At 62.3% G+C, this 23,534-nt stretch carries 24 protein-coding genes; 7 read left to right on the top strand and 17 right to left on the bottom strand.

The features are described from left to right. Position 1: 1 nt before the first annotated feature. The 12 genes from cheY to flhD form a co-directional block, all read right to left on the bottom strand. Positions 2–397, bottom strand: coding sequence for a chemotaxis response regulator CheY (gene cheY / locus B0G75_RS08920; RefSeq protein ID WP_106303303.1), 396 nt, complete (start codon positions 395–397; stop codon positions 2–4). A gap of 86 nt (positions 398–483) precedes the next feature. Further along, on the bottom strand, positions 484–1,572 hold the full coding sequence (locus B0G75_RS08915; protein WP_181309216.1) for a chemotaxis response regulator protein-glutamate methylesterase: 1,089 nt from the start codon (positions 1,570–1,572) through the stop codon (positions 484–486). A gap of 5 nt (positions 1,573–1,577) precedes the next feature. Further along, positions 1,578–2,399: a chemoreceptor glutamine deamidase CheD gene (gene cheD, locus B0G75_RS08910; RefSeq protein WP_106303298.1), complete on the bottom strand. Its 822-nt coding sequence runs from the start codon at positions 2,397–2,399 to the stop codon at positions 1,578–1,580. Next, complete coding sequence (locus B0G75_RS08905; protein ID WP_106303295.1) at positions 2,396–3,352, bottom strand: CheR family methyltransferase; 957 nt, start codon at positions 3,350–3,352, stop codon at positions 2,396–2,398. Before B0G75_RS08905 ends, cheD begins: the two co-directional genes overlap by 4 nt. Before the next feature lie 204 nt (positions 3,353–3,556). After that, a complete protein-coding gene (locus B0G75_RS08895; RefSeq protein WP_106303290.1) occupies positions 3,557–5,404 on the bottom strand; it encodes a methyl-accepting chemotaxis protein in 1,848 nt (615 codons plus the stop codon). Positions 5,405–5,447: 43 nt separating this feature from the next. Further along, positions 5,448–5,984, bottom strand: a complete 537-nt coding sequence (gene cheW / locus B0G75_RS08890; RefSeq protein WP_012434728.1) for a chemotaxis protein CheW — start codon at positions 5,982–5,984, stop codon at positions 5,448–5,450. Between the two features lie 69 nt (positions 5,985–6,053). After that, on the bottom strand, positions 6,054–8,345 hold the full coding sequence (cheA, locus tag B0G75_RS08885) for a chemotaxis protein CheA (RefSeq protein ID WP_106303287.1): 2,292 nt from the start codon (positions 8,343–8,345) through the stop codon (positions 6,054–6,056). 88 nt (positions 8,346–8,433) lie between these two features. Next, positions 8,434–8,811, bottom strand: a complete 378-nt coding sequence (locus B0G75_RS08880; RefSeq protein ID WP_007179975.1) for a response regulator — start codon at positions 8,809–8,811, stop codon at positions 8,434–8,436. Between the two features lie 84 nt (positions 8,812–8,895). Next, complete coding sequence (motB, locus tag B0G75_RS08875) at positions 8,896–9,903, bottom strand: flagellar motor protein MotB (RefSeq protein WP_106303284.1); 1,008 nt, start codon at positions 9,901–9,903, stop codon at positions 8,896–8,898. Between the two features lie 21 nt (positions 9,904–9,924). After that, entirely contained in the window at positions 9,925–10,785 is an 861-nt protein-coding gene (gene motA / locus B0G75_RS08870; RefSeq protein ID WP_006050895.1) for a flagellar motor stator protein MotA, read from the bottom strand. A gap of 221 nt (positions 10,786–11,006) precedes the next feature. Further along, a complete protein-coding gene (gene flhC, locus B0G75_RS08865) occupies positions 11,007–11,567 on the bottom strand; it encodes a flagellar transcriptional regulator FlhC (RefSeq protein WP_106303281.1) in 561 nt (186 codons plus the stop codon). Between the two features lie 51 nt (positions 11,568–11,618). Beyond that, positions 11,619–11,939, bottom strand: coding sequence for a flagellar transcriptional regulator FlhD (flhD, locus tag B0G75_RS08860; RefSeq protein WP_258194260.1), 321 nt, complete (start codon positions 11,937–11,939; stop codon positions 11,619–11,621). Between the two features lie 706 nt (positions 11,940–12,645). Between flhD and B0G75_RS08855 the strand changes: the two genes are divergently transcribed. Beyond that, on the top strand, positions 12,646–13,710 hold the full coding sequence (locus B0G75_RS08855) for a glycosyltransferase family 4 protein (protein ID WP_106284776.1): 1,065 nt from the start codon (positions 12,646–12,648) through the stop codon (positions 13,708–13,710). 289 nt (positions 13,711–13,999) lie between these two features. Here B0G75_RS08855 and B0G75_RS08850 read toward each other — a convergent pair whose 3' ends face one another. Next, positions 14,000–14,302 carry an H-NS family nucleoid-associated regulatory protein gene (locus B0G75_RS08850; RefSeq protein ID WP_007179981.1) on the bottom strand — a complete coding sequence of 101 codons (303 nt, stop codon included), beginning with the start codon at positions 14,300–14,302 and terminating at the stop codon, positions 14,000–14,002. A gap of 289 nt (positions 14,303–14,591) precedes the next feature. Between B0G75_RS08850 and aqpZ the strand changes: the two genes are divergently transcribed. The 3 genes from aqpZ to B0G75_RS08835 all read left to right on the top strand — a co-directional run bounded on the left by aqpZ (position 14,592) and on the right by B0G75_RS08835 (position 16,776). Further along, positions 14,592–15,332: an aquaporin Z gene (gene aqpZ / locus B0G75_RS08845; protein WP_106303275.1), complete on the top strand. Its 741-nt coding sequence runs from the start codon at positions 14,592–14,594 to the stop codon at positions 15,330–15,332. Positions 15,333–15,482: 150 nt separating this feature from the next. Further along, positions 15,483–16,178 (top strand): histidine phosphatase family protein, encoded by a 696-nt coding sequence (locus B0G75_RS08840; RefSeq protein ID WP_106303272.1) that lies wholly within the window; start codon positions 15,483–15,485, stop codon positions 16,176–16,178. A gap of 286 nt (positions 16,179–16,464) precedes the next feature. Next, positions 16,465–16,776 (top strand): hypothetical protein, encoded by a 312-nt coding sequence (locus tag B0G75_RS08835; protein WP_106303270.1) that lies wholly within the window; start codon positions 16,465–16,467, stop codon positions 16,774–16,776. A 161-nt stretch (positions 16,777–16,937) separates the two neighbouring features. On the opposite strand, the gene B0G75_RS08830 is transcribed toward B0G75_RS08835, so the two are convergent. Beyond that, on the bottom strand, positions 16,938–17,759 hold the full coding sequence (locus B0G75_RS08830) for a Cof-type HAD-IIB family hydrolase (RefSeq protein ID WP_106303267.1): 822 nt from the start codon (positions 17,757–17,759) through the stop codon (positions 16,938–16,940). A gap of 132 nt (positions 17,760–17,891) precedes the next feature. Beyond that, entirely contained in the window at positions 17,892–18,773 is an 882-nt protein-coding gene (locus B0G75_RS08825; protein ID WP_106303264.1) for a BadF/BadG/BcrA/BcrD ATPase family protein, read from the bottom strand. A 140-nt stretch (positions 18,774–18,913) separates the two neighbouring features. On the opposite strand from B0G75_RS08825, the gene B0G75_RS08820 reads away from it, so the two are divergent. Then, complete coding sequence (locus B0G75_RS08820; protein WP_181309206.1) at positions 18,914–19,510, top strand: DNA-3-methyladenine glycosylase I; 597 nt, start codon at positions 18,914–18,916, stop codon at positions 19,508–19,510. Positions 19,511–19,913: 403 nt separating this feature from the next. Beyond that, positions 19,914–20,339 (top strand): hypothetical protein, encoded by a 426-nt coding sequence (locus B0G75_RS08815; RefSeq protein ID WP_106303257.1) that lies wholly within the window; start codon positions 19,914–19,916, stop codon positions 20,337–20,339. A 218-nt stretch (positions 20,340–20,557) separates the two neighbouring features. Here B0G75_RS08815 and rpsU read toward each other — a convergent pair whose 3' ends face one another. Together rpsU and B0G75_RS08805 are read right to left on the bottom strand one after the other, a co-directional pair. Next, complete coding sequence (gene rpsU, locus B0G75_RS08810; protein WP_006050883.1) at positions 20,558–20,770, bottom strand: 30S ribosomal protein S21; 213 nt, start codon at positions 20,768–20,770, stop codon at positions 20,558–20,560. A 362-nt stretch (positions 20,771–21,132) separates the two neighbouring features. Beyond that, the gene (locus B0G75_RS08805) at positions 21,133–22,074 is read right to left on the bottom strand and encodes an aldo/keto reductase (RefSeq protein ID WP_106303255.1); all 942 of its coding nucleotides are present in this window, start codon (positions 22,072–22,074) and stop codon (positions 21,133–21,135) included. A 267-nt stretch (positions 22,075–22,341) separates the two neighbouring features. Here B0G75_RS08805 and B0G75_RS08800 point away from each other — a divergent pair, with 267 nt between their 5' ends. Further along, positions 22,342–23,487 (top strand): flagellin, encoded by a 1,146-nt coding sequence (locus B0G75_RS08800; RefSeq protein ID WP_106303252.1) that lies wholly within the window; start codon positions 22,342–22,344, stop codon positions 23,485–23,487. The last annotated feature ends 47 nt before the right edge of the window (positions 23,488–23,534 follow it).

The raw sequence follows: 23,534 nt of genomic DNA, 5'->3' as shown, positions 1-23,534 counted from the left end.
ATCAGCTCCCGGTCTTGGCCATCTTCTCGAGAATCTTGTTGAGCTTCTCGTCGAGCGTCGCGGCCGTGAACGGCTTGACGACATAACCGCTCGCGCCGGCCTGCGCCGCCGCGATGATGTTTTCCTTCTTCGATTCGGCCGTCACCATCAGCACCGGCAGGTGCGCGAGGTTGGCATCGGCGCGGATCTCCTTGAGCATGGCCAGACCGTCGAGGTTCGGCATGTTCCAATCGGAAATCACGAACTCGTACGTACCGCCGCGCAGACGCGCCAGACCGGCCGCGCCGTCTTCCGCCTCGTCGACGTTCGAATAGCCGAGTTCCTTGAGGAGGTTGCGGACGATCCGGCGCATCGTCGGAAAGTCGTCAACAACCAGAATCTTCATTCCCTTATCCATTTCATTCCCTTTGCTTGATCCATGGTGCGGCGCCTGACCGCTCAACTCGCGCCTCAAACCAGCGCCTCAAATCCTACCGGCCCGCATCATACCCGCTGAACGCGGTCGCCCATTGCCGAGAGACGCGCCATCACACGTCGGCTCATTTCCGGCAGCGATGCGATCTCGTCCGCCGCGCCAAGCGCAATCGCTTCACGCGGCATGCCGAACACAATACAGCTCGCTTCGTCCTGCGCAAGGGTGTAGGCCCCCGCCTTTTTCATGTCCAGCAGTCCGGCTGCGCCGTCGCGCCCCATCCCGGTCAGAATCACGCCGACCGCGTTCTTGCCCGCATGCTGCGCGGCCGAACGGAACAGCACGTCCACCGACGGACGATGCCGGTTCACCGGCGGCTCGTCCGACAGGTGAGCAATATAGTTCGCACCACTGCGGGCAAGCAACAGATGAGCGTGGCCGGGCGCGATATACGCATGTCCCGGCAGCACGCGTTCGCCGTGCTCTGCCTCTTTAACGGTAATCCGGCACAAACCATTGAGGCGTTGTGCAAAAGATTTTGTGAAGCCCGGCGGCATATGCTGCGCGATCAGCACTGCGGGTGCATCGGGCGGCAGCGGCACCAGCACTTCGCGGATCGCTTCCGTGCCGCCCGTCGACGCGCCGACGATGATCAGCTTCTCGGTACTGAGCAGCGGATTGTTGAAGAGCGGCGCCGCGCCGACCGGCGCCTGCGTCGCATGTGCTGCCGCGTGCTGCACTGGCGCGGCCTGGCGCACGCGTGCGCGCGCGGCGGCGCGAATCTTGTCGGCGAGCTTTTCCGAGTAATCGAGCATGCCGTCGCGAATGCCGACCTTCGGTTTGGTGACGAAGTCGACCGCGCCGAGTTCCAGCGCGCGCAACGTGATTTCATTGCCGCGCTCGGTCAGCGACGACACCATCACGACCGGCATCGGCCGCAGGCGCATCAGCTTCTCGAGGAAGTCGAGACCATCCATGCGCGGCATTTCGACGTCGAGCGTCAACACGTCCGGATTGTGCTGTTTGATGAGATCGCGCGCGACCAGCGGGTCGGGTGCGGTCGCCACCACCGTCATGTCCGGCTGGCCGTTGATGATTTCCGTCATCAGGCTGCGAATCAGCGCCGAATCGTCGACGCACAGTACTTTGATCTTTTGCACAGCGCTCACGCCTCCTCTGTAGTTCTGGCGTTGTTTGAATTAATCGGGCGCGTTCCGAACAGTTCGATGCGTGGCTTTGCTGCGCCTGCGCCCGCACTGCCCGCTGCCGTTCCCGTTGCCGCCGGCGAGCCGAACAGCTCGACCTTCGGACGGGCGCCAGCGGAACTCGAAAACAGTTCGACCTTGCCTCTCGACGCGGCCGGCGTCGAGAACAGTTCCACCCGCTTGCGCGCCGCGGCGAGCCGCTCGGCGCGCGCTTCGGCGCTTTGCCGCATCAGCGCCTGTTCGCGCTCGGCCACGCCCGCTTCCTGCTGCAGGCGCAACTTCTTCACCATCACCTGGCCCGTGCGCGGCATGAACGCCACCTTGCGCGGATGCGAGCCCTGCAAGTCCTCGGCGACGATGCGGATCTTCTCAACCGCCAGATAGCGGCGCACGAACTCCGAATTGCGGTCGCCGATGTTCATCGTCGTCATGCCGGCGAGCACCGCGCCGCCGCCGAATACCTTGGCTTCGAAACGCTCGCGCCGCCCGCCTGCCTTGATCAGTTCGTTGATCAGCACTTCCATCGCGTAGGCGCCGTAGCGCATCGAATCCGATGCCGCCTGCGCGACGTCCGCGCCGTCGTCGGGCAACATGAAGTGATTCATGCCGCCGATGCCCGCCGTGCGATCCTGAATGCAGGCCGCGACGCAGGAACCGAGCACGGTGACCAGCACCATGTCTTCGTGCGTGGTGTAGAACTCGTTCGGCAACAGCTTCACGCCGGGGCGCTGGAAGTGGTTGTCGAAGTACAGATTGGTGGCAATTGGCAAGGCGCTGCTCATACCGTCACCCCGCTCGCCGTGTGATGCGATGCCGTCGCCGGGCCGCGGGTCGCCGTCGGCGTACGCGCGCCGGTCGCATCACGCGTCAGTTCGTAGACGGTCTGGCCGCGCAGCTTGAATGCCTGCGTGACGTATGTGAAGTTTTCCGAGTGGCCGGCGAACAGCAAGCCGCCCGACTTCATCAGCGGCTCGAAGCGCGCGAGTACTTGCGCTTGCGTCGGCTTATCGAAATAAATCATTACGTTGCGGCAGAAGATCGCGTCGAACTGCGAACGCAACTGGTAATCGCGGTCGGTGAGGTTGAGTTGCTCGAAGCGCACCAGCGCGCGCACTTCCGGGCGCACCTTGACCATACCCGCGTGCGCACCAGTGCCCTTCAGGAAGAAGCGCTTCAGCCGCTCGGGTGAGAGATGCTTCACCTGGTCGAACTGGTACATGCCGGCTTCGGCCTTGGCGAGCACTTGCGTATCGATATCGGTGGCGAGCACCGAGGCCTGGCGCGCGCCGCTGTCGCCGAGCGCTTCGATCAGCGTCATCGCAATCGAATACGGCTCTTCACCGGTCGACGCCGCCGAGCACCACACCGAAACCGGCTGCGCGCGGCGCGGCACGAAATCGGCGAGGATCGGAAAGTGATGCGCCTCGCGAAAAAACGCCGTCAGGTTGGTGGTCAGCGCATTGGTGAACGCTTCCCACTCGGCCGGATCGTTTTCCGCTTCGAGCAGGTCGAGATACTGCTTGAAGGTGTCGAGGCCGCGGGCGCGCAGACGGCGCGCCAGACGGCTGTACGCCATGTCGCGCTTGTGATCCGACAGCGAAATGCCCGCGCTGCGGTGAATCAGTTCGCGAATGCGAGCGAAGTCCGCCGACGTGAATTCGAAATCCCGTGCCTGTTCGCCGGATCTAACCGGGTCAGCCCGGTCCGGACGTTGCTGTGCGCGCGTTGCCATCATGAGAGTTCCTGCCTGCGATACGAGCCATCCCGCTTTCCGCCCGGACAATCGCCCCGGGTAGAAGGGATTGTGTTCGCGGGGTCGCGCCCGCCCGCGAGTTCCGCCACCATGCAGTCGGCCCGCGACACGCCGATAAAGCGTGCTTCGATGATTCGCCCCTCATGGAGCGAGATGCCGAATGACTGCATGTCTTTGTGCCACTTCCTAGAATGTTTCCCAGTCCGCATCCGAGCCCGCCGTGGCCGCGCTCACTGCGGCCGGACGTGCTGCGGATTCGGATGCCGCGCGGGCGGTCTTCGGCTTGAGCGCCGGTTCGACACGCGCGGCGCCTGCATCGTGGCTCGCCGAACCCGATGCGGTGTTCGCCGCCGGATGTGCTGCGCCACCGTTCATGGATGCATGCGGCGCGGCCTTGGCCGCCGGCTTGCTCTTGCTGCTGGTCACGCGTGAAGCCGTCGATTGCGAACGCGTTGGCGCCGCGCTGTTATGCGCCGCGCCGCCGGCCACCTTCCAGCCATTCACCACGGCCTGCAACTGACGCGTCTGATCTTCGAGCGAGGCCGCTGCGGCCGCCGCCTGTTCAACCAGCGCGGCGTTCTGCTGCGTGACTTCGTCCATCTGCACGACCGCGCGATTCACCTGTTCGATACCGCCCGACTGCTCTTCGGACGCCGCGCTGATTTCGCCCATGATGTCGGTCACGCGGCGCACGGCCTGCACGATCTCGTCCATCGTCGTACCGGCGCGGCCGACCAGCGCCGAGCCGCTTTGCACCTTGTCGACCGAGTCGCCGATCAGTTCCTTGATTTCCTTCGCGGCGCTCGCGCTGCGTTGCGCGAGGCTGCGCACTTCGCCCGCCACCACCGCGAAGCCACGACCCTGTTCACCGGCGCGCGCCGCTTCGACTGCCGCGTTCAACGCGAGAATATTGGTCTGGAAAGCAATACCTTCAATCACGCCGATGATGTCGACGACCTTGTTCGAACTGCTCGCGATGTCCTGCATGGTCGTGACGACCTGGCCCACCACGTCGCCGCCGCGCGTGGCGATGTCGGATGCGTTGACGGCCAGTTGGCTCGCCTGACGCGCGTTCTCGGCGTTCTGCCGAACGGTCCCGGTCAACTGCTCCATGCTCGACGCGGTTTCCTGCAGCGAGGCGGCCTGCTGTTCGGTGCGCTGCGACAGGTCGGTGTTGCCCATGGCGATTTCGCGCGCGCCGGTGTCGATCGATTCCGTGCTGCTGTGAACCGCCTTCACCATCGTCGACATGCTGTCCTGCATGCGCTTGATGCCGGCGAACAGTCGCCCGATTTCATTGCGGCTGAAGACGTTGATCGTCTCCGACAGATCGCCCGCGGCGATGCGCTCGAAGCACGCCGTCGCGTCGGCGAGCGGCTGCACGATCAGGCCGCGCAGCGCGAAGCGGATACCCACCACGAGAAGCAGTGCGAGCGCGGTGACGGCGATGATCAGCGTCGTCATCAGCGAGATGTTCGATTGCGCGCTCGCTTGCTGATCCACGGCGCTTTGCTGCAAGGCCTTGACGACCGCCGCCGCCGCCGCGTCATAAGCGATGAACATCGGGCTGATTTTCGTATCGGCGATCGCGTGGTAGGCGGCCATGTCGTTCGCATTCAACGCCGCGAACTCCGGGTCGACGCCTTCGCGCATCACGCTCATGCGCTTGGCGAGAACGTCGTCGAGCAGCGCCTGATCGACGCCGGGCTTCGGTGCGTCGAGATAGCTCTGCCAGCTTTGGTTGCCCTTGGTCAGCAACTCCTGTGCGCGTTCGATCGCTTTCTTCGCTTCGTCCGCGTTGCCCGCGGCGGACAACGTGTTGAAGCGGTCCACCGCGAGGCGCGAGCGCAGCAGGTACGCCGAGGCATCGTCGAGCGCGTGAATGGCGACCAGATCGCCGCGCGCAATGCGGTCGAGCGACTGGCTCGCGCGGTTCAGCGCGCTCAGCCCAAGTACGCCGACCAGCACGGTCAGCGCGACCAGAATGATCCCCATCATCGTCAACGACGTGCGAATCGACCACCTGCTCAGCATTTCGATGCTCCCTATCCCAATCGTTTCGTGAAGGCTGCCGCCATCAGGCGCCGAGCGTTTCGATCAGCGCCATTTCGCGGCTGGTCATGAGCTTCTCGATGTCCATCAGGATCAGCATGCGGCCGTCGACGGTGCCCAGCCCCGTGAGGTACTCGGTCGTCAGCGTGGCGCCGAATTCCGGCGCCGGCATGATCTGGTCGGTGGCGAGCGTCAGCACGTCCGACACGCCGTCCACCACCATCCCGACCACGCGATGCGCGACGTTCAGGATGATCACCACGGTCTGGTGGTCGTACTCGACACGGCCCAGATGGAACTTGATACGCATGTCGACGATCGGCACGATGATGCCGCGCAGATTGATCACGCCCTTGATGAACTCGGGCGCATTGGCGATCCGCGTCACGTTGTCGTAGCCGCGAATTTCCTGCACCTTGAGAATGTCGATGCCGTACTCTTCGGCGCCGAGCGTGAAGACGAGGAATTCCTGACCGCCGGCGTCGGCCTGCTGCGCGTCGCGGCGGCTATTCGCACCGGTCGCGTTCGCGACGCTCGAATTGATGGATTGGACTTCTGCCACGTTAGCCCCCAAACGGTTGGGATGAAATGAGTTGAGTAAGTGTTACTGTTGCGGCGAATGTGTCGGACATCATGCGAGGCTCAGCGCGCCATGCGCGTGGCGTGTTTCGCGGTTCAATGCTGCGACGTCCACGATCAGCGCGACGCTGCCGTCGCCGAGAATGGTCGCGGCGGAAATGCCGTGCACCTTGCGGTAGTTCGTTTCCAGATTCTTCACGACGACCTGCTGCTGGCCCACCAGCTCGTCGATCAGCATCGCAAAGCGGCGCCCCTCGGTTTGCATGATGGTGACGATGCCTTGCGTCGGTTCCTGCTTCGCCCCTTCGACGTTGAACACTTCGTGCAATGCCACGAGCGGCAGGTATTCACCGCGCACCCGCACCACGCGCTCGCCGTTGGCGACCGTGTAGATGTCTTCGGCTTGCGGCTGCAGCGACTCCATCACGAAGTTCAGCGGCAGAATGAAAATCTCGTTGCCGACCTTGACCGACATGCCGTCGAGAATCGCCAGCGTGAGCGGCAACACGATGCGCGTGGTGCTGCCCTTGCCGGCGTGCGAGGTGATTTCCACGTGACCACCCATCGACTGGATGTTCCGCTTCACCACGTCCATGCCGACGCCGCGGCCCGACACGTCGGTGACCTGCTCCGCCGTCGAAAAGCCCGGCAGGAAGATCAGGTTCCAGACTTCTTCGTCGCTCATGGTCTCGCTGACCTGCATGCCCTGCTTGGCCGCCTTCGCGAGAATCTTGTCGCGGCGCAGGCCCGCGCCGTCGTCGCTCACTTCGATGACGATGTTGCCGCCATGATGCGCGGCCGACAGCACCAGCTGACCGGTCGAATCCTTGCCCGCCGCGCGCCGCGCTTCCACGGTTTCGATGCCGTGGTCGAGACTGTTGCGCACGAGGTGAGTCAACGGATCGATGATGCGTTCGATGAGGCTCTTGTCGAGTTCGGTCGCTTGCCCGAAGGTGACGAGTTCCACTTCCTTGCCGAGCTTCGCCGCCAGATCGCGCACCAGACGCGGGAAGCGGCTGAACACGTAATCCATCGGCATCATGCGGATCGACATCACCGCTTCCTGCAGATCGCGCGCGTTGCGCTCGAGTTGCGCCATGCCGTTGAAGAGGCGGTCGTGCAGTGCCGGGTCGAACGTGCTGGTGGTTTCCGCGAGCATGGCTTGCGTGATCACCAGTTCGCCGACCAGGTTGATCAGCTGATCGACTTTTTCGACGCCGACGCGAATCGAGCTGCCTTCCGCGCCGCCCGCTGCCGCAGCCGGACGTGCCGCCTTGCGGTCCTGCTCGGCGGGTGCGGCTGCGCTCGCCGGCGCTGGCGCCGGTGCGCTCGTGGCCGCCGCGGGTTGAGCCGCGGCCGGCGCCGGCGCGGCCGGTGTGTCGAACAGGCCGTGCGTGGCCGTTGATGCGGGTGCGGCGGTGCCGGCCGCCGGTGCCGGCGATGCTGCGTGGTCCGCCTGAGTTGCCTGTACTGCTTGCGCCGGAGACGAGTCGGCAGCGTCGGGCGTTCCAGGTTCGCCTTGCTGCGTGTCGTCCGCCGGTGCGGTGCCGCGGCCGATCACGATCTGACTTTCGTCGATCACGAAACAGCACACGGCGATGATGTCGTCGGAGGTCACATCGGTCGCGAGCCACAGCGTCAGATCGCCGCCGCTCTTGACCTGCCCGACGATGTTGCCCAGGTTGCCGAGCTCTTCGGCCAGCAGTTCCTGGTCCTTCTCACCAACGCCCCGTAGCGTAATTTTCAGATGGAGACCGGTTTCTTCGCCGGCTCCCGCGGCTTGCCCGGTCTGTGCCGGTTCGCCGTCAATCCATTCACCCGCCGCCTGCACCGCCTGTTCGACGACGTGCTCCGGCGGGGTACCGCCCTGTGCTGCCTGTGCTGCCTGTGTTGCAACCGGTGCCGCGCTCGCCGCGGCGGGTGCTGCGGCCGCAGCCGGCGCCGCCCCGTCGCGGCTTTCCGCGTTCAGGCGTTCGAGCTTCGCGCAAATCGCCTTCGCAGTGGCCGCGTCCGGCTCGGCGCTCGCGCGGTAATCGGCGAGCTGGCCGGACAACACGTCCTTGGTTTCGAGGAACGTGTCGATCATGTCCTTGCGCAGCACGAGTTCGTTATTGCGCGCGCGGTCGAGCAGCGATTCGAGAATGTGCGTCGTTTCCGTCAGCGCCGTAAAACCGAACGTCGCCGCGCCGCCCTTGATCGAATGCGCCGCGCGGAAAATTGCCGCGAGGTCTTCGGGGTCCGGGTGAGCGATATCCAGATTGAGCAGCAACTGCTCCATCTGCGCGAGCAGTTCGTCCGCTTCGTCGAAGAACGTCTGATAGAACTGAGTGATGTCGAGTGTCATGCCTGGGTCACCGCGAGAGTTCCTGTCTTGGCTTGGGCTGCCGTGCCGCCGCGTCGATAGCTTCTTTAACTGGGTCTATGGGTCGCGCTTACGCGTGGTCTGGCTCGGCTAGCGCCGCCACCAGTTCGGTCAGCATGTCGGGGTCGAGCGGCTTTTCGATCCAGCCGGTCGCACCCGCGGCTCGCGCCGCTTCCTTGAACGGCTCGCCCGATTCCGTCGTGAGGACGAGGATGGGCGTGGCCTGGTAAGCCGGGTTGTTGCGCAGCGCGGCGATCAGATCGAGGCCGGTCTTGCCCGGCATGTACTGGTCGGTCAGCACGAGGTCGAACGACATGGCGAGCGCGTTTTCGAGCCCTTCGTTGCCATCCGCCGCGAGCGTCACCTCGTAGCCGGCCGTCGTCAGCGTGGCGGCGAGAATCTGCCGCATCGATGCCGAATCGTCGATTGCCAGGATGTGCCTGATCATGAAAACCTCGCTGCACGTACGCTATGGATCGTCCCGCCGTCCGCGCCGGCAGGGCGCGTGAACCAGCGGGTCGATCGCGGTCTGTTACTGGGCCGACGGCACTGCCGCCGGCAACTTCGGTGCAACCGTTACCGGCTGCGCAAGCTTTTGCAGCAACGGCTTGGAGCCGGCTGCGTCGTCCGACAAGGTGGTCGTGGTGGAGTCGTCATGATTCAGCGCCTCCTCCGACTTCCTGTTCAGCACGATGATGCTGATGCGGCGGTTCTCCGGATCCATCGGGTCCGCCTTGTTCAGGTTCTGCGTCGACGCGAGGCCGAGCACGCGCATCACCTTCGCTTCGTCCATGCCGCCGCCGATCAGCTCGCGGCGCGACGCATTGGCGCGGTCCGCGGACAGTTCCCAGTTGCTGTAGCCCTTTTCGCCGCCGGCGTACTGCGCGGCGTCGGTGTGGCCTTGCACGATGATGCGGTTCGGCACGTCGTTCAGCGTATGGCCGATTTCGCGCAGGATGTCGCGCATATACGGCTCGACCTGGTCTTTCGCGGTCGCGAACATGGGCCGCTTCTGCGAGTCGACGATCTCGATGCGCAAGCCGGTCAGCGTCGAGTCGATGCGGATCTGCTGCTTGAACTGGCGCAGCACCGGATTCGCTTCGATCGCGGCCATCAGCTTGACCTGCAGATCGTGCAGGCGAACCTGCTCGCGACGCTCCAGCTCGCCTTGCAGCTGCTTCATCGAGTCTTCGCTGCCGTGTGCGGCGCTGTGCTCGGCGCGGTTGCTCGAACCCTCGCTGGAGCGCGTCACGCCTTGCGCGTCGGTCGAGATATCGCGGCCGCCGCCCTTCAGAATGCTCGAGTCCTCGGCGCTGCGGTCGCCGCCCCACAGCGTGATCTTCAACGGCTGATTGAAGTAGTCGGCAATGCCCCTCAACTGCACCGTGGACGCCGAACTCAGCAGCCACATCAGCAGGAAGAACGCCATCATCGCGGTCATGAAGTCCGCATACGCGAGCTTCCACGCGCCGCCGTGATGGCCGGCTTTCTTCGGCGCGGAGCGCTTGACGACAATGGCGCGGTCTTTGTCCTTGCTCATCGGTTCGGTTCCCGGCGCTCTTTACTTGGCCTTGACGCGGCGCACGTGCTCTTCCAGCTCGGCGAACGACGGGCGTTCGGTCGAGAAGAGCACCTTGCGGCCGAACTCGACGGCGATCGCCGGCGCGTAACCGTTCAGGCTGGCCAGAATCGTCACCTTGATGCACTGAAACATCTTGGTCGACTCGGTCACACGCTGTTCGGCGACGCTCGCAAGCGGCCCGATCAGCCCGTACGAAAGCAGAATCCCGAGGAAGGTGCCGACCAGCGCCTGCGCGATCATCTCGCCGAGCACCGCGGGCGGCTTGTCGGCGGAGGCCATGGTGTGCACCACGCCCATCACCGCGGCCACGATACCGAACGCCGGCATTGCGTCGCCGACCTTGTTCAGCGCGTGAGCGGGCGCCTCGCCTTCCTGGTGATGCGTCTCGATCTCCTCGTCCATCAGGCTTTCGATCTCGAACGCGTTCATGTTGCCGCCCACCATCAAGCGCAGGTAGTCGGTCAGGAATTCGATGATGTGATGGTCCGCGAGAATCTTCGGATACTGGGTGAAGATCGGACTCTTCGACGGATCGTCGATATCCGCTTCCAGCGTCAGCGTGCCTTCCTTGCGCGCCTTGGCCAGCAGGACGTAGAGCAGCGCCATCAGCTCCATATAGACGTCCTTGTTGTACTTCGCGCCCTTGAACAGGGTTGGAATGACGCGCAGCGTGGCCTTGATCGTCTTCATTCCGTTACCCAGAATGAATGCGCCGACCCCGGCGCCGACGATCATCAGCACTTCAACGGGCTGCAGCAGCGCGCCGAGATGGCCGCCTTCCAGCGCGTAACCGCCGAAAACGGACAAAAGCGTCACGAGTGTTCCCACGAAAATCAGCACTGCCGAGCCCTCACAAAGAAGCGACGGTGACCGTCGTTAATCTGGTTTACGGCAACGAAGCGGAAAACTTTGGCGGAAAAGCGGCTCGTCGCTCCGGTGTAAACCAGAGGCGGATGCGGCGGTCCGGCGCTGCGGCGGGACCGGCCATGGCGCGGGCGGGCTAGAAGCCCCGCCGCATGGGCGATGGAAGGCGCGCCGCGCAGCGGCGGCCGCCTTGCGGGTCAGGCTACGAGCGCGGCGAGGCTCTCGCGGGCTCGGGCGTCGGCGAATTTCTTTGTCTTACCGGCGCGCGAAGGCGGCTGGCACAGGCCGCAGACGAACGCGTGCTGCGGATCGTACGCGTGCGCGACAAAATGTCCCCCGCAGCGGCAGCAGGCGGTCATTTGCAGCATTCCGGAGTCGAAAAAGCGCACCAGCGTCCAGGCGCGCGTGAGACTGAGCACGGGCTCGTCGTCGTGCAGCTGGACGTGTTCGAGGTACAGCCGGTAGCTCTTCACGATCGACTGGATCGTCGGGCAGCCGCCGTGGCCGGCCATGAAGCGGTAGATGTTATAGAACAGCGAAGAGTGAAAGTTCGGCTGCCAGGTCATGAACCAGTCAGTCGAAAACGGCAACATGCCCTTGGGCGGTGAAACCCCTTTGAGCTCTTTATATAGCTTGATAAGCCGGTCGCGCGACAGACTGGTTTCCGCTTCCAGCAATTGCAAACGCGCGCCAAGCTCGATCAGTTGGATCGCCAGGGTGATTTCCCTGACTTCGAGCACAACACTCTTATAGGCCATCCGTTTGCGTTTCCCCCGTCCTGATCGCTTTGTTTGAATTACAACCTGCCATCAGCCGAGGTGCTCGACTGGCTGGCTTGCCATCAGGATCGCGGAATGCGCCTGGGCCACGGCGCTGGATTTGCCTTTGTCCGCCAGAGCGGACAGTACGGCATGGTCGTCGAAACGGAAACGGCACAACACCTGATTGGACGCCGCCAGCTTGACGGTCTGCGCCAACGACAGATTGGCGAGCACATCGGCTAACTGGTCCGAAATCCCCATGCGAAACATGCCCGTCGGCTTGTCTTCGCGCAGCAGTCGCTGGGCGAGCAGGAGATAAGACAGGTTGACTTCTCTGATCTCATTGAGCATTTCGCTTGTCGCGCTCATGATTCCCCCGGGGTGTATCTGGCTGGTCAGGCCGTTACGGAAACGTTTGCTCGGACGCGCGCACTTAAACCGCACGAATCGGCTCGTTTCTGGTCTTGCGAGCATTGTGTCGAAAGGGGGGGCGGACGAAAATCGGACAGACACCCAGCCTTGTTGACGGATTAATCCGTCATTCGTGTAGGAATTTTTCCTACAAAGGCGAGTCGGGGAGCGGGTTTGCGGAGAGCGAAGGCGCGCGATCTGAATTTTCCACGCGCCTTGAATTCACTGCTTTCACCGATGTGAACCAGATGGTGAGTCTGATCGACTCATGGCCCGCACCGTTACAGCGGTGAGCGGGAATTATAAGACGTTTTCACTTCTCTGCAATGTGCACCCTGTAGGCATCGCGCTCCACGTTTCGGGCCCGCGCCTTGCTGGAGGCTTCTCAGCGTTCGAATAATCATCCGGCGGCTTTTCCCGATTAGGGAGATGAGCGCCCAGACGACCTGTAACGCGCCATGTTTCGCGCTGTAACAACATTAAGCGTTTGAAAAATAACTCGAATTAGCACGGCCGATCCCGATAATGAAGCTAAGGGATTACCCGATGCAGGTTCGGAACACCCCCGGGCGGCGGCTTACCGCGCCCAACCGTCCGTCAGGCATTCGCTCTTCGCTCTGCTCAAGCGCTGCTGTGCGATGCCGTTCTGATTAGGAGAAAACGCATGCGAATCGCACAAATTGCGCCACTGTATGAAGCTGTTCCGCCGAAACTTTACGGTGGCACCGAACGCGTCGTGTCGTATCTGACCGAAGCACTGGTCGACCTCGGCCACGACGTCACGCTGTTTGCGAGCGGCGACTCGGTCACCTCCGCGAACCTCGACGCCTGCTGGCCTCGTGCGTTGCGCCTTGATCCGACGATCCGCGATGCGCTGGCTCCGCACGTCCTGATGATGGAAAAGGTCCGCAAGGTTGCGCACGAGTTCGACGTGCTGCACTTCCACCTCGACTACATGCCGTTCCCGCTCTTCACGACGATGGACACGCCGTTCGTGACGACGTTGCACGGCCGCCTCGACTTGCCGGAACTGCAACCGGTGTTCGATGCGTTCTCCAACGTGCCGGTGGTCTCGATTTCCGATTCGCAGCGTGCACCGCTGCCGCAAGCGAACTGGCTCAACACGATTTACCACGGTCTGCCGGAGCAGCTACTCACGCCGCAAACCCACAAGAAGCCGGAGTATTTGGCGTTCCTCGGCCGCATTTGTCCGGAGAAGCGCGTCGATACGGCTATCAAGATCGCTGCCCAAAGCGGTTTGCCGCTGAAGATCGCCGCCAAGGTGGACAAGGCCGACCAGGAATACTTCAAGCGCGAAATCGAACCGCTGCTCTCGCTGGCGCATGTGGAATTCGTCGGCGAGATCAATGAAGCGCAGAAGCCCGAATTCCTGTCCGGCGCCAAGGCGCTGCTGTTCCCGATCGACTGGTCGGAGCCGTTCGGTCTCGTGATGATCGAGTCGATGGCGTGCGGCACGCCGGTGATCGCATTCAACCGGGGTTCGGTGCCGGAAGTGATCGACCATGGCGTGACGGGTTACATCGTCGAGGACGTGCAAGGCGCGGTCGCGGCGCTGCAACGCCTGGACGAATTGTCGCGCACCGAGATCCGCGCCCAGTTCGAACGTCGCTTCAGCTCGAAGACGATGGCCCAGAATTACGTGGATGGCTATTCGGCATTGATCGACGCCACGCGCCGCCCGGTGTTGCGTCAGGTCGCGGTGGGCTAAACGCGGGTTCAAGCGGCCGGGCAGTTTTCGCTCTGCCGCTTGAGTATCGAAATTCGCCGCTTACGGCGTTTCCGATTTGCAGATCAATAGTGAGTCAATTTGTCGTGTGAATCGTTTGCGCGAGCGGCAAATCCAAGTTATCCCGCTTCTTTGTCCAGAAAAGCCGCCCCGCGAGGGCGGCTTTTTTAATACGGGTATGGATGCGCTTCCATCGCGGATTAGCACTCAGCAAATAAAGACCGCGTGCCAATAAACCTTCAGTTGGCTTTCGCCTCGACCGGCAATCGGCTCAAGCCGCACCAATCAAAAAGCGCTCGCGATTTTTACCGACGATCCACTTGGGCGGTTTGCCGCGCCCGCTCCACGTATTCCCCGACTTCGGATCCTGGTACTTTGCCGGCAGCGGCGCCTTCTTGGGCGGGCGGCCACGCTTGGCGGCAACCGCAAAGCCGAGGTCTTGAGCCGTCAGACCGTATTCAGCGATCTTTTGGCGGATGTCGGCGACCACATTGTCGATTTCAGTACGCCGCGCTTCTTCTGCTTGTGCCTGCAATTTGGCGATCTGCGCTTTGAGGTCTGCATATTGAGACATTCCGGTTCTCCCCTTTTCTAGAACTCATTGGCTCGCAGACTAACTGCAATTATAAAAATTCGCAATGGACAAGAATACCGATTTAGCAAGATATCCTCTGATAATTATTAACATCGGCGAATTGTAAAACGGCATCTTTATCTCGCAATAAAAAGGTAAAGGCGACACCACATTGACAATTCTTGACACATGATTTGGCGGGCTTTCCCTAGAATTGCGCGTTCACGGCATGCAGACGGACTTAGCCGCGCGTGCCAGCGGAAGCCCCATCTTTTTAGGATTACCAATCATGCAGCTGTCAAAGCGCCTCGCTGCCGAGTTGTTCGGCACTTTCTGGCTCGTGCTCGGGGGCTGCGGCAGCGCTGTCCTCGCTGCCAACTTCGCCGGCCCGGTTCACGGTCTGGGCATCGGCTTCGTGGGCGTCTCGCTCGCGTTCGGCCTGACCGTGCTGACCATGGCTTTTGCGATCGGCCACATTTCCGGCTGCCATCTGAATCCGGCGGTCAGCGTCGGCCTGACCGTCGCCGGGCGCTTTCCGGCGCGCGACCTGCTGCCGTACATCGTTGCCCAGTTGATTGGTGCCGTGCTGGGTGCGCTGGTGCTGTCGCTCATCGCGTCAGGCAAACCCGGCTTCGATCTCGTCGCCAGCGGCTTCGCAAGCAACGGCTATGGCGAGCGCTCGCCGGGCCACTACTCGCTCGCCGCGGCATTCATTTGCGAAGTCGTGATGACCGGCTTCTTCCTCTTCGTCATTCTCGGCTCGACCGATAAACGCGCGCCCGCCGGCTTTGCGCCGATCGCCATCGGCCTGTGCCTCACACTGATTCACCTGATCTCCATTCCGGTCACCAACACGTCGGTCAACCCGGCGCGTTCCACTGGCCCGGCGCTCTTCGTCGGCGGTGCAGCGATGGATCAGTTGTGGCTTTTCTGGGTTGCGCCGATCCTCGGCGCAGTGATCGCCGGCGTGTTGTACCCGGTTATCGCCGAAAGCCGCAGCGGCAATTCTCAGAAGCTGGCGCTCGACTAATTCGCGCGCAGTCATTTAAGCAACAAAGCGGGCGCTAAGGCGCCCGCTTTGTTTTGCGGCGAACGGCGACGGGCTCGATATCGCAGCGATGACGCACTCGCGCCCGCTGCTAGAATCGTGCGACTTCCCAAGCTCGCACAGGTGCTCCCTATGAAGCGTTTCCGCGGATTCCTGCATGGCGTCGCACTCTCCATCGGCGGCTTGTGCGCGAGTCTGTTGACGCCGCCTACAGCGCACGCGGCTGACGGCCAGACGGAAACGCTCGTGTTCGTGCGGCACGGTGAGAAACCCGCCCAAGGCTATGGGCAACTGAACTGCCAAGGGCTCAACCGCGCGCTGGCGTTGCCGGCCGTGATCGCGGCCAAGTTCGGCAAACCGGATGCGATCTATGCACCCGATCCGGGCCAACAGAAAGACGACAGCGGCAAGCCCTACTACTACATCCGGCCGCTTGCGACAATCGAGCCGACCGCCATCCAGTTCCAGATGCCGGTGCAAACGCCGTATGGTTTCGCTCAGATCGACCAGCTCGGCACCGCGCTCGTCAATCCTGCCAATCGCAACAAGCTCATTGTCGTGGCGTGGGAACACAAGCTGATCGTGAAGCTATTGCGCCAGATGATGAGCACGCATGGCGGCAATGCCGCTGACGTCCCGAACTGGAAGAGCGACGACTTCGACAGTATTTATGTTGTTCGCCTCGACTGGCAAAACGGCACCGCGCGCGCCAGCTTCAAACAAGATCGTCAGGGGCTGAATGGGCGCGCGACCGATTGCCCTTGCGCGCAGTTGCAAGGGGCTTCATCAGCGGCGGCACCGGCGGCTTTGTCGAGCGCGGCAGATTAATCGGGTAATACAGATGTAAGCCACAATTACGCATGCGGCCATGTGAATTGGGTTGAGCGAAGCGGCGGGAGCGATTCGGCGCGGCTCCAGAGGTCGTGAATCCCTATCTGGCAGGGCTTTGACCGAATGGCACTCAGCGCGCGGCATGCCTATGTAAGGCTGCTCCGGCCTTTCAAATCCTGCGACGATGCTTGCAGTCCGTAACATCTCGTCGCAGTACCCATCGACCGGAATGCGTAGATTGAACCTGTGCGACAAACATACGTCGCCTCACAGGAGAACAAACATGAAACGCATCGTCACTCACTTGCTGGTTGCTGCAGGACTCGCGGCGGGCGCATGCGGTGTCGCGCAAGCGCATACGGATCTGAACATCGGCCTGTCGCTCGGCGCACCGGTTTATGCCCCTCCGGCTCCGGTCTATGCCGCGCCGCAGCCGGTCTACTACGGCAACGGCGGCTGGGAGCATCGCTACGATCGCGGCGACTACTACCGTGGCGACCATCGATATGATCGCAACTGGAACCACAATGACCGCGGCTGGGGCCACGATAACCGGGGCGACCATGACAACCGCCGGGGCGGATGGCACGGGTGATCTTTCTGCTGCGTCTAACGTCGGCGAATGAGGCGGCTTGCTGACCCTGATGGACTCTGGTCGTGCAACGCGGTCACTAGCAGCCTGAACCAACCGACGCGCTCACTTAAAGGAAACGGCCTGCATGCATGAAACTGGATGCGGGCCGTTTCCATTTCCACTCAGGACATCAGTTCGTCGTCGAGCGAGAAAAGCTTGCGCAGATGGTGCGCGACGCCCGCTTCAAAGTTGTTGCCGATGCGCGGCACGTTCGGTAAACGCGTGATGAGGTCGGGATTGGCGTTGTTCATCATGAACGGATGGCCGGCCGTTTCCAGCAGATCGATATCGTTCATGTTGTCGCCGAAAGCGACGCATTGCGAGGCATCCACGCCAAGGCGCTCGAGTACGATCTGCAGCGCGCGGCCTTTCGATACGTTCGCCGTCATCACTTCCAGACAGTCCGGCAGCGAATAGGTCACGTACAGGGCGTCGCCGAATTCACGCGCGAGATTGGCCGCGACCCGTGCGAGATCAGCGGGAGCGCCAATGTAGAGAGCCTTCGCGATGTCGACGCCGTCGTGTTTCGGCAGGTCGGTCACCTCGTAGGTGAAGCCGGAGTCCTGGTGAAACTTCAGCAGATCCGGCGCGTCGCGGTCGATCAGCCAAGCCTGATCGGCGAACAGGTTGACGATCACGCGGCCATGCGCGCCAGCGATTTCCGGTTGTACGAGTCGTTGCACGATAGCCGGAGGCAGGTCGTCGGCGTGGATCACCGCGTTGTCCGGCGCGTGGATGCGCGCGCCATTCGATGTAATCAGATACGGATTGATGCCGAGCACGTCGCGGATGCCGGCGACGTCGCAATAATGGCGGCCCGTTGCAATCACGAACCGCAACCCGTCGCTTTCAAGTTTGCGTACGGTGGCGACCGTGAACGGATCCACCTGGTGATCCGCGTTGAGCAGCGTGCCGTCGAGATCCGTGGCGATGACTTTGTACATAGTTTGAGCAGGCGGGCAGCGTTGAAGCTGCGTATTTTACCGTTGCCGGCCGCATTCGCCGGAACGCGGTGGCCATGCACGGCTATTCTCACCGGCAAGCGCGCGACTCACGCACGCCGCGGCTCGCCGTTTTCAGCCGCCGATGCGAACCGCTTCACGTTGCGCCAACTGCAATCCACCGTGCGCCGAGTCGGCCAGCGGCTCGCGCAAACGCGCCTGATAAATCTGCGGCACGTACTCGCGCAACGGCGCGCCGAGTCCGCCGCACAACGCGACCGGCAGGCTCGCCGACGGGTCAAGCGCGGCAATCATCTTGCCCACTTCGGCGCCGGCCTCGCCGAGCAAGCGCGCCGCGAACGGATGCGTACGGTGAGCGATGACAATCGGCGCGAGCCTCGCATAAGCTGTCTGGTTGGCTTCGCAGAGCCAGACGACGAGGCTGTCGCGATCATGCGCGCCGGTGTGCGCGACCAGTGCCCGCGCCAGATCGTCGATGGGACCGCGACCGTCCAGCGCATGCTGGGCATGCACGATGGCCCGCAGTCCAAGCCACGCGCCGCTCGCTTCGTCGCCCGATGGGAAGCCGTAGCCGCTAACCTGGCGGCATTCGCCCTCGCCGTCCAGTACGGCCGCCACGCTGCCGGTGCCGAGCGCGACGATCACCCCATGCGCGCCGCCGTGTGCGCCGAGCAAGGTGGTGTAGGCGTCACTTTCCACGGCGAGTCCCGCTAGCACGGGCGCTTGTGCGCGAAACGCGGCCAGCCAGTCGCGATTGTTGACGCCTGCCAATCCGCAGCCGAGCACGCAGCGCGACCAGTCCAGCGCCTTGCCGGCGCTGGCAAATGCTTCGCCACAGCCGGCCGAGATAGCCTGCCATGCACGTTCGACACCGAGTCCCAACCCCGACGGCCCGCTTGCCGCCTGCGCCAGCTCGCGGCCTTGCGCGTCGCCGAGCACGACCCGCGTGCCGCTGCCGCCGCCGTCAATGCCGATCAGAAAGAAGTCTTTGTTCATGGAATCGAATGGGTTCCGTGGATGAATAAAGCATAGCGTGGCAGGTCAGTTTCAATCCGGCAATCGGCCGAATGGCTAGCTTGCAGTGCTCACGGCATCGGCTATGCTGGCGGGCGACATCACAACGCAGGAGCGCGACAGTGACACAGCGATGCAACTGGGTATCGAGCGAAGCGCTCGCACAGTATCACGACGCCGAATGGGGCGTCCCCTCGCGCGACGACCAGCATCTGTTCGAGATGCTCGTGCTGGAAGGCGCTCAGGCCGGCCTGTCGTGGTCGACGATTCTCAACAAACGGGCCGGCTATCGCCGCGCGTTTGCGGACTTCGACATCGCCAAGGTTGCGCGCTTTACGCCGAAACACGTCGAGACGTTGGTGAAGGACGAAAGTATCGTGCGCCACCGCGGCAAGATCGAATCGGCCATTACCAACGCCCGCGCCGTCCAGCAGATTCAGGCCGAGCACGGCTCGCTCGCCAACTTCGTCTGGTCGTTCGTCGATCAGACGCCGATCCAGAACGACTGGGCTTCTTATAAGCAGGCGCCCGCGTCGACCGACATTTCGGACGCGCTGAGCAAGGGGCTGAAGCGCTACGGCTGCAAGTTCGTCGGCTCGACGATCTGCTACGCGTTCATGCAGGCAGTCGGCATGGTGAACGACCACGAGGCGAGTTGCATGTGCCGCGCGCGATGCGCGGCGCTTGGCAAGAAAGGACGTAATCGTAAAGCGGGCTGAGGCGGCCCGGTATTCGCCCACGCTTAGTGCCGCTGTTCTAACAAAGGATGGTGGCTCAGGGAAACTCCCAGGGACCAAGGCGCGTACCCAACCTTCACCTCGCGGCGCAAGGCCTGACGGACGACACACGACGCATCACAACGCCGGACTCGGCGCGATGCGCCCGTCCGGTAAATCCCGGCTGCGCTTTCAGGGCATGTTGGTCGTTATACGGTTATGAGTTGCAGTTGCGGCAGTCGGCGAACCCTGCGGCATGGGGAGCATCGTGGAAAACGAGCCAGGCCCGGGAAATGGCGACTTTTCGCCACGCTAGTTCGGGATTCACCAAATGGAGCACGCCCGATACCGCCGGTCATGCGCTCGAACAACGAATAACCGCTGCGTAACGCACGGGAGACCAACCATGAAAACTCTTAACTTCCTGACGCATCAGGAGATTTTCGACCAAGCCGTGGCTCATTTGTTGGGCCAGAAGCGCGCCGCGCTTTTGCCGCGAGGCGGTGGCGCTTATCGCGGCTACTGTGGCGGCTGCCCGGTCGGCAGCTTCATCAAACCGCGCGACTATATGACCGCGATGGAAGGTATTCCAGTGCGCTTCATCGGCAAAACGCCTGCGGAGATGCCTGCGTATATGGACGTCGGCGTGTCCGCGCTGAAGAAGGCGCTGCTGCGCTCGCGCATCAATGTGTACGACCCGGCCACAGTCAACCTGCTCAGTTGTCTGCAAAACGTCCACGACGTTTTCGGCACTTGGGAATGGCTCGAGCGTCTGAGCTCGATCGCCCGCCAGTTTGGCTTGTCCGCCGACCGGCTGAAAAGCGCGGCGTAGGCAGGATAAAACCCGCTGCAATACCGTAACCGCGCGCCACTCTCCGGAGTCGCGGTGCGCGCGGCTAGTGGATTCAGAAACCGCGACCCAAAGGCGCGCAACCCTCATTCGCCCATTCCTTTCCGGGCTGAGCGCTCCACCTGACGCCCCAAAAGCAAAACGGCGATGTGGCTTCTTTCGAAGCTCACACCGCCGTTCGGCCGTGCGGAAAAGCGTGCTTAGTGCAGCTTTTTCGGCAGCATCTGGCTGCGCAGGCGCTTGTGCAGGCGCTTCACAGCAGCAGCCTTCTTACGCTTACGTGCCGTGGTCGGCTTTTCGTACGATTGGCGCTCACGCAGTTCAGCGATCAGGCCATTCTTTTCGATTGCGCGACGAAAGCGGCGAATCGCCACTTCGAACGGCTCGTTTTCTTTCAGAAGAATCGTCGTCATTTAATTCCTAACTCAATCACTTGATAGGGGTAAATTGCGTGGCGGCATACCGCTCACGCGCCGGCCCTCCGGTCGTTTCAGTTCATGGCCAGTAACAGGCAAACGCGGGCAGAACCCGGCCAAACCACGAATGAAACGAGAGGCAAAGCGGCCACGGAGGCCGGAAAAGAGAGGTGGGGAGTTCACCGCGGAACGCGGACAGACATAATGCAAAAGCCGCGTCTGCTGCTGTTTCGCCAACCTTTCATCAACAAAAAAGCATTGACGAAACAGGCAAAGATCTCAATTCACTCCCGATGATATCAGGAAACTCTCCATCCTACCAGGGGTTTAGGGATTGCGCCAGGTCACCTATTGCATGCTCAGGCGCTCGCTTCGTCCAATTCACGGATATCGGCGCCCGTCAGCATCAGATGAACGGCCGCCGCGAGGCTTTTAAGTTGCTCGACCGAAGTCGCGCTGGCAATAGGGGCCGTAACACTGGGGCGCGCGATCAGCCATGCCAGAGCGACAGTGGCCGGCGTGCTGCCATGCGCGTCGGCAACCCGGTCTAGCGCGGAGAGAATTCGCAAACCGCGATCATTCAGGTACTTTTCCACCCGGCTGCCGCGCGCCTTATTGGCCAGATCCGCCTGCGAACGGTACTTGCCGGACAGAAAGCCGCTCGCCAGACTGTAGTACACCACCACGCCGAGCTGGTTGGCGAGCGCCACCGGTTCGATGTCGCGCTCATATTCCGCGCGGTCATACAGGTTGTATTCCGGCTGCAGCAGTTGGTATTCGGGCAAGCCGTGCCGGCGGGATACGGCGAGTGCTTCCTCGACCCGCGCGCCGCTGTAATTCGACGCGCCGATCACCCGCACCTTGCCCGCCTCGACCAGCTTCTGATAAGCGCCCAGCGTTGCGGCGAGCGGCGTTTCGGTGTCGTCGTCGTGAGAAAAGTAGACGTCGATGTAGTCGGTCTGCAAGCGCCGCAGCGAATCCTCGACGGCCGCCTGAATGTTTGCCGCCGACAACCCTTTGCGCTGCGGATGCTTCGAGACCTTGGTAGCGAGCACGATCTTGTCGCGCTTGCCGCTCTGACGGAACCACTTGCCGATGATCGTTTCCGATTCGCCGCCTTGGTTGCCGGGCACCCATGCGGAATAGACATCGGCGGTATCGATAAAGTCGAGACCGGCGTCGACAAACGCATCCAGAATCGAAAACGAGGTGGCTTCATCGGCGGTCCAGCCGAAAACATTGCCGCCGAACATAAGCGGCGCGACCTGTAATTCCGAACGCCCAATCCTGCGCTTTTGCATGATTTCTCCAGGGTTTGTCACAAGAGAAAACGAGAATACGCCGTCTTTTCAATAGCTGCAGTGCAACTGCTGAAGAAGGCTGCAAGGGGCTTTCAGCCACATTGCAATATGCCCGGCACACAAAGCAATAGGTCCGTCATTGCATAAGTTCCTCAAGTTTTTTTTAGTGGGGCCGTCAACCTTCACTGAGGCGGCCAGCAATGAACGAGTGCTTCCGCCGATGCCAACGTGGCGTATTGGGCTCAAGGCTTATTTAGGAGATTTTCCATGCTCGGAATCAATAGCAACATCAACTCGCTGGTTGCACAGCAAAACCTTAATGGCTCGCAAAGCGCCCTTTCGCAAGCCATCACCCGCCTGTCGTCGGGCAAGCGCATCAACAGCGCGGCTGACGATGCAGCAGGTCTGGCGATCTCGACGCGTATGCAAACGCAGATCAACGGCCTGAACCAAGGCGTGTCGAATGCGAATGACGGCGTGTCGATGATTCAAACCGCATCGAGCGCACTGTCCTCGCTGACCTCCAGCCTGCAACGTATCCGTCAACTGGCGGTGCAAGCATCGACCGGTTCGCTGTCGTCGAGCGACCAGGCAGCGCTGCAGAAGGAAGTTTCGGCGCAGATCGCTGAAGTGAACCGTATCGCATCGCAAACGACGTACAACGGCACGAACATTCTGGACGGCTCGGCAGGCAGCGTGACGTTCCAGGTCGGCGCGAACGTCGGTCAGACGATCAGCCTGGACCTGAGCCAATCGATGTCGGCAGCGAAGATCGGTGGCGGCTTGGTGCAAACGGGTCAAACGGTTGGCACGATCGCGGTCAGCCTGAACGCGTCGGGCGCATACACGAGCACCGGCGCGACGATCACGTCGGTCAACGTTCTGTCGGACGGCAAGGGCGGCTACACCTTCACGGACCAGAACAACACGGCCATCACCTCGGGCGTCTCCAGCGCGATTTTCACCGCAGGCACGGCCGCTGGCACGGGCACCGCCGTGACGAACCTGACGCTGAGCGCATCGGCAGTGACGACGGCAGGCGCAGGTTCCGCGGCAGCCGTCGCCGCAGTGGCTCAGATCAACGCGATCAACAACCCGCCGACGGTTTCGGGCCTCGACATCAGCACGGTCACGGGCGCGAACGAAGCGATGGTCTCGATCGACAACGCGCTGCAAACGGTCAACACGCTGCAAGCTGCACTGGGCGCCGCGCAAAACCGCTTCACGGCAATCGCGACGTCGCAGCAAGCTGAATCGACCGACCTGTCGTCGGCACAATCGCAGATCACGGACGCCAACTTCGCACAAGAAACGGCGAACCTGAGCAAGGCGCAAGTGCTGCAACAAGCTGGTATCTCGGTGTTGGCGCAAGCTAACTCGAACCCGCAGCAAGTTCTGAAGCTCCTGCAGTAAGAGCTGACGCGGTAACGGCGATGCGTCGCGCGCAAGCGGGGCGCATC

It is taken from the genome of Paraburkholderia sp. BL18I3N2 (genome assembly GCF_003001875.1).
Classification (GTDB): domain Bacteria; phylum Pseudomonadota; class Gammaproteobacteria; order Burkholderiales; family Burkholderiaceae; genus Paraburkholderia; species Paraburkholderia phytofirmans.
The sequence above is the reverse complement of the archived record's forward strand: the minus strand, read 5'-3'. Positions and strand labels throughout refer to the sequence as shown.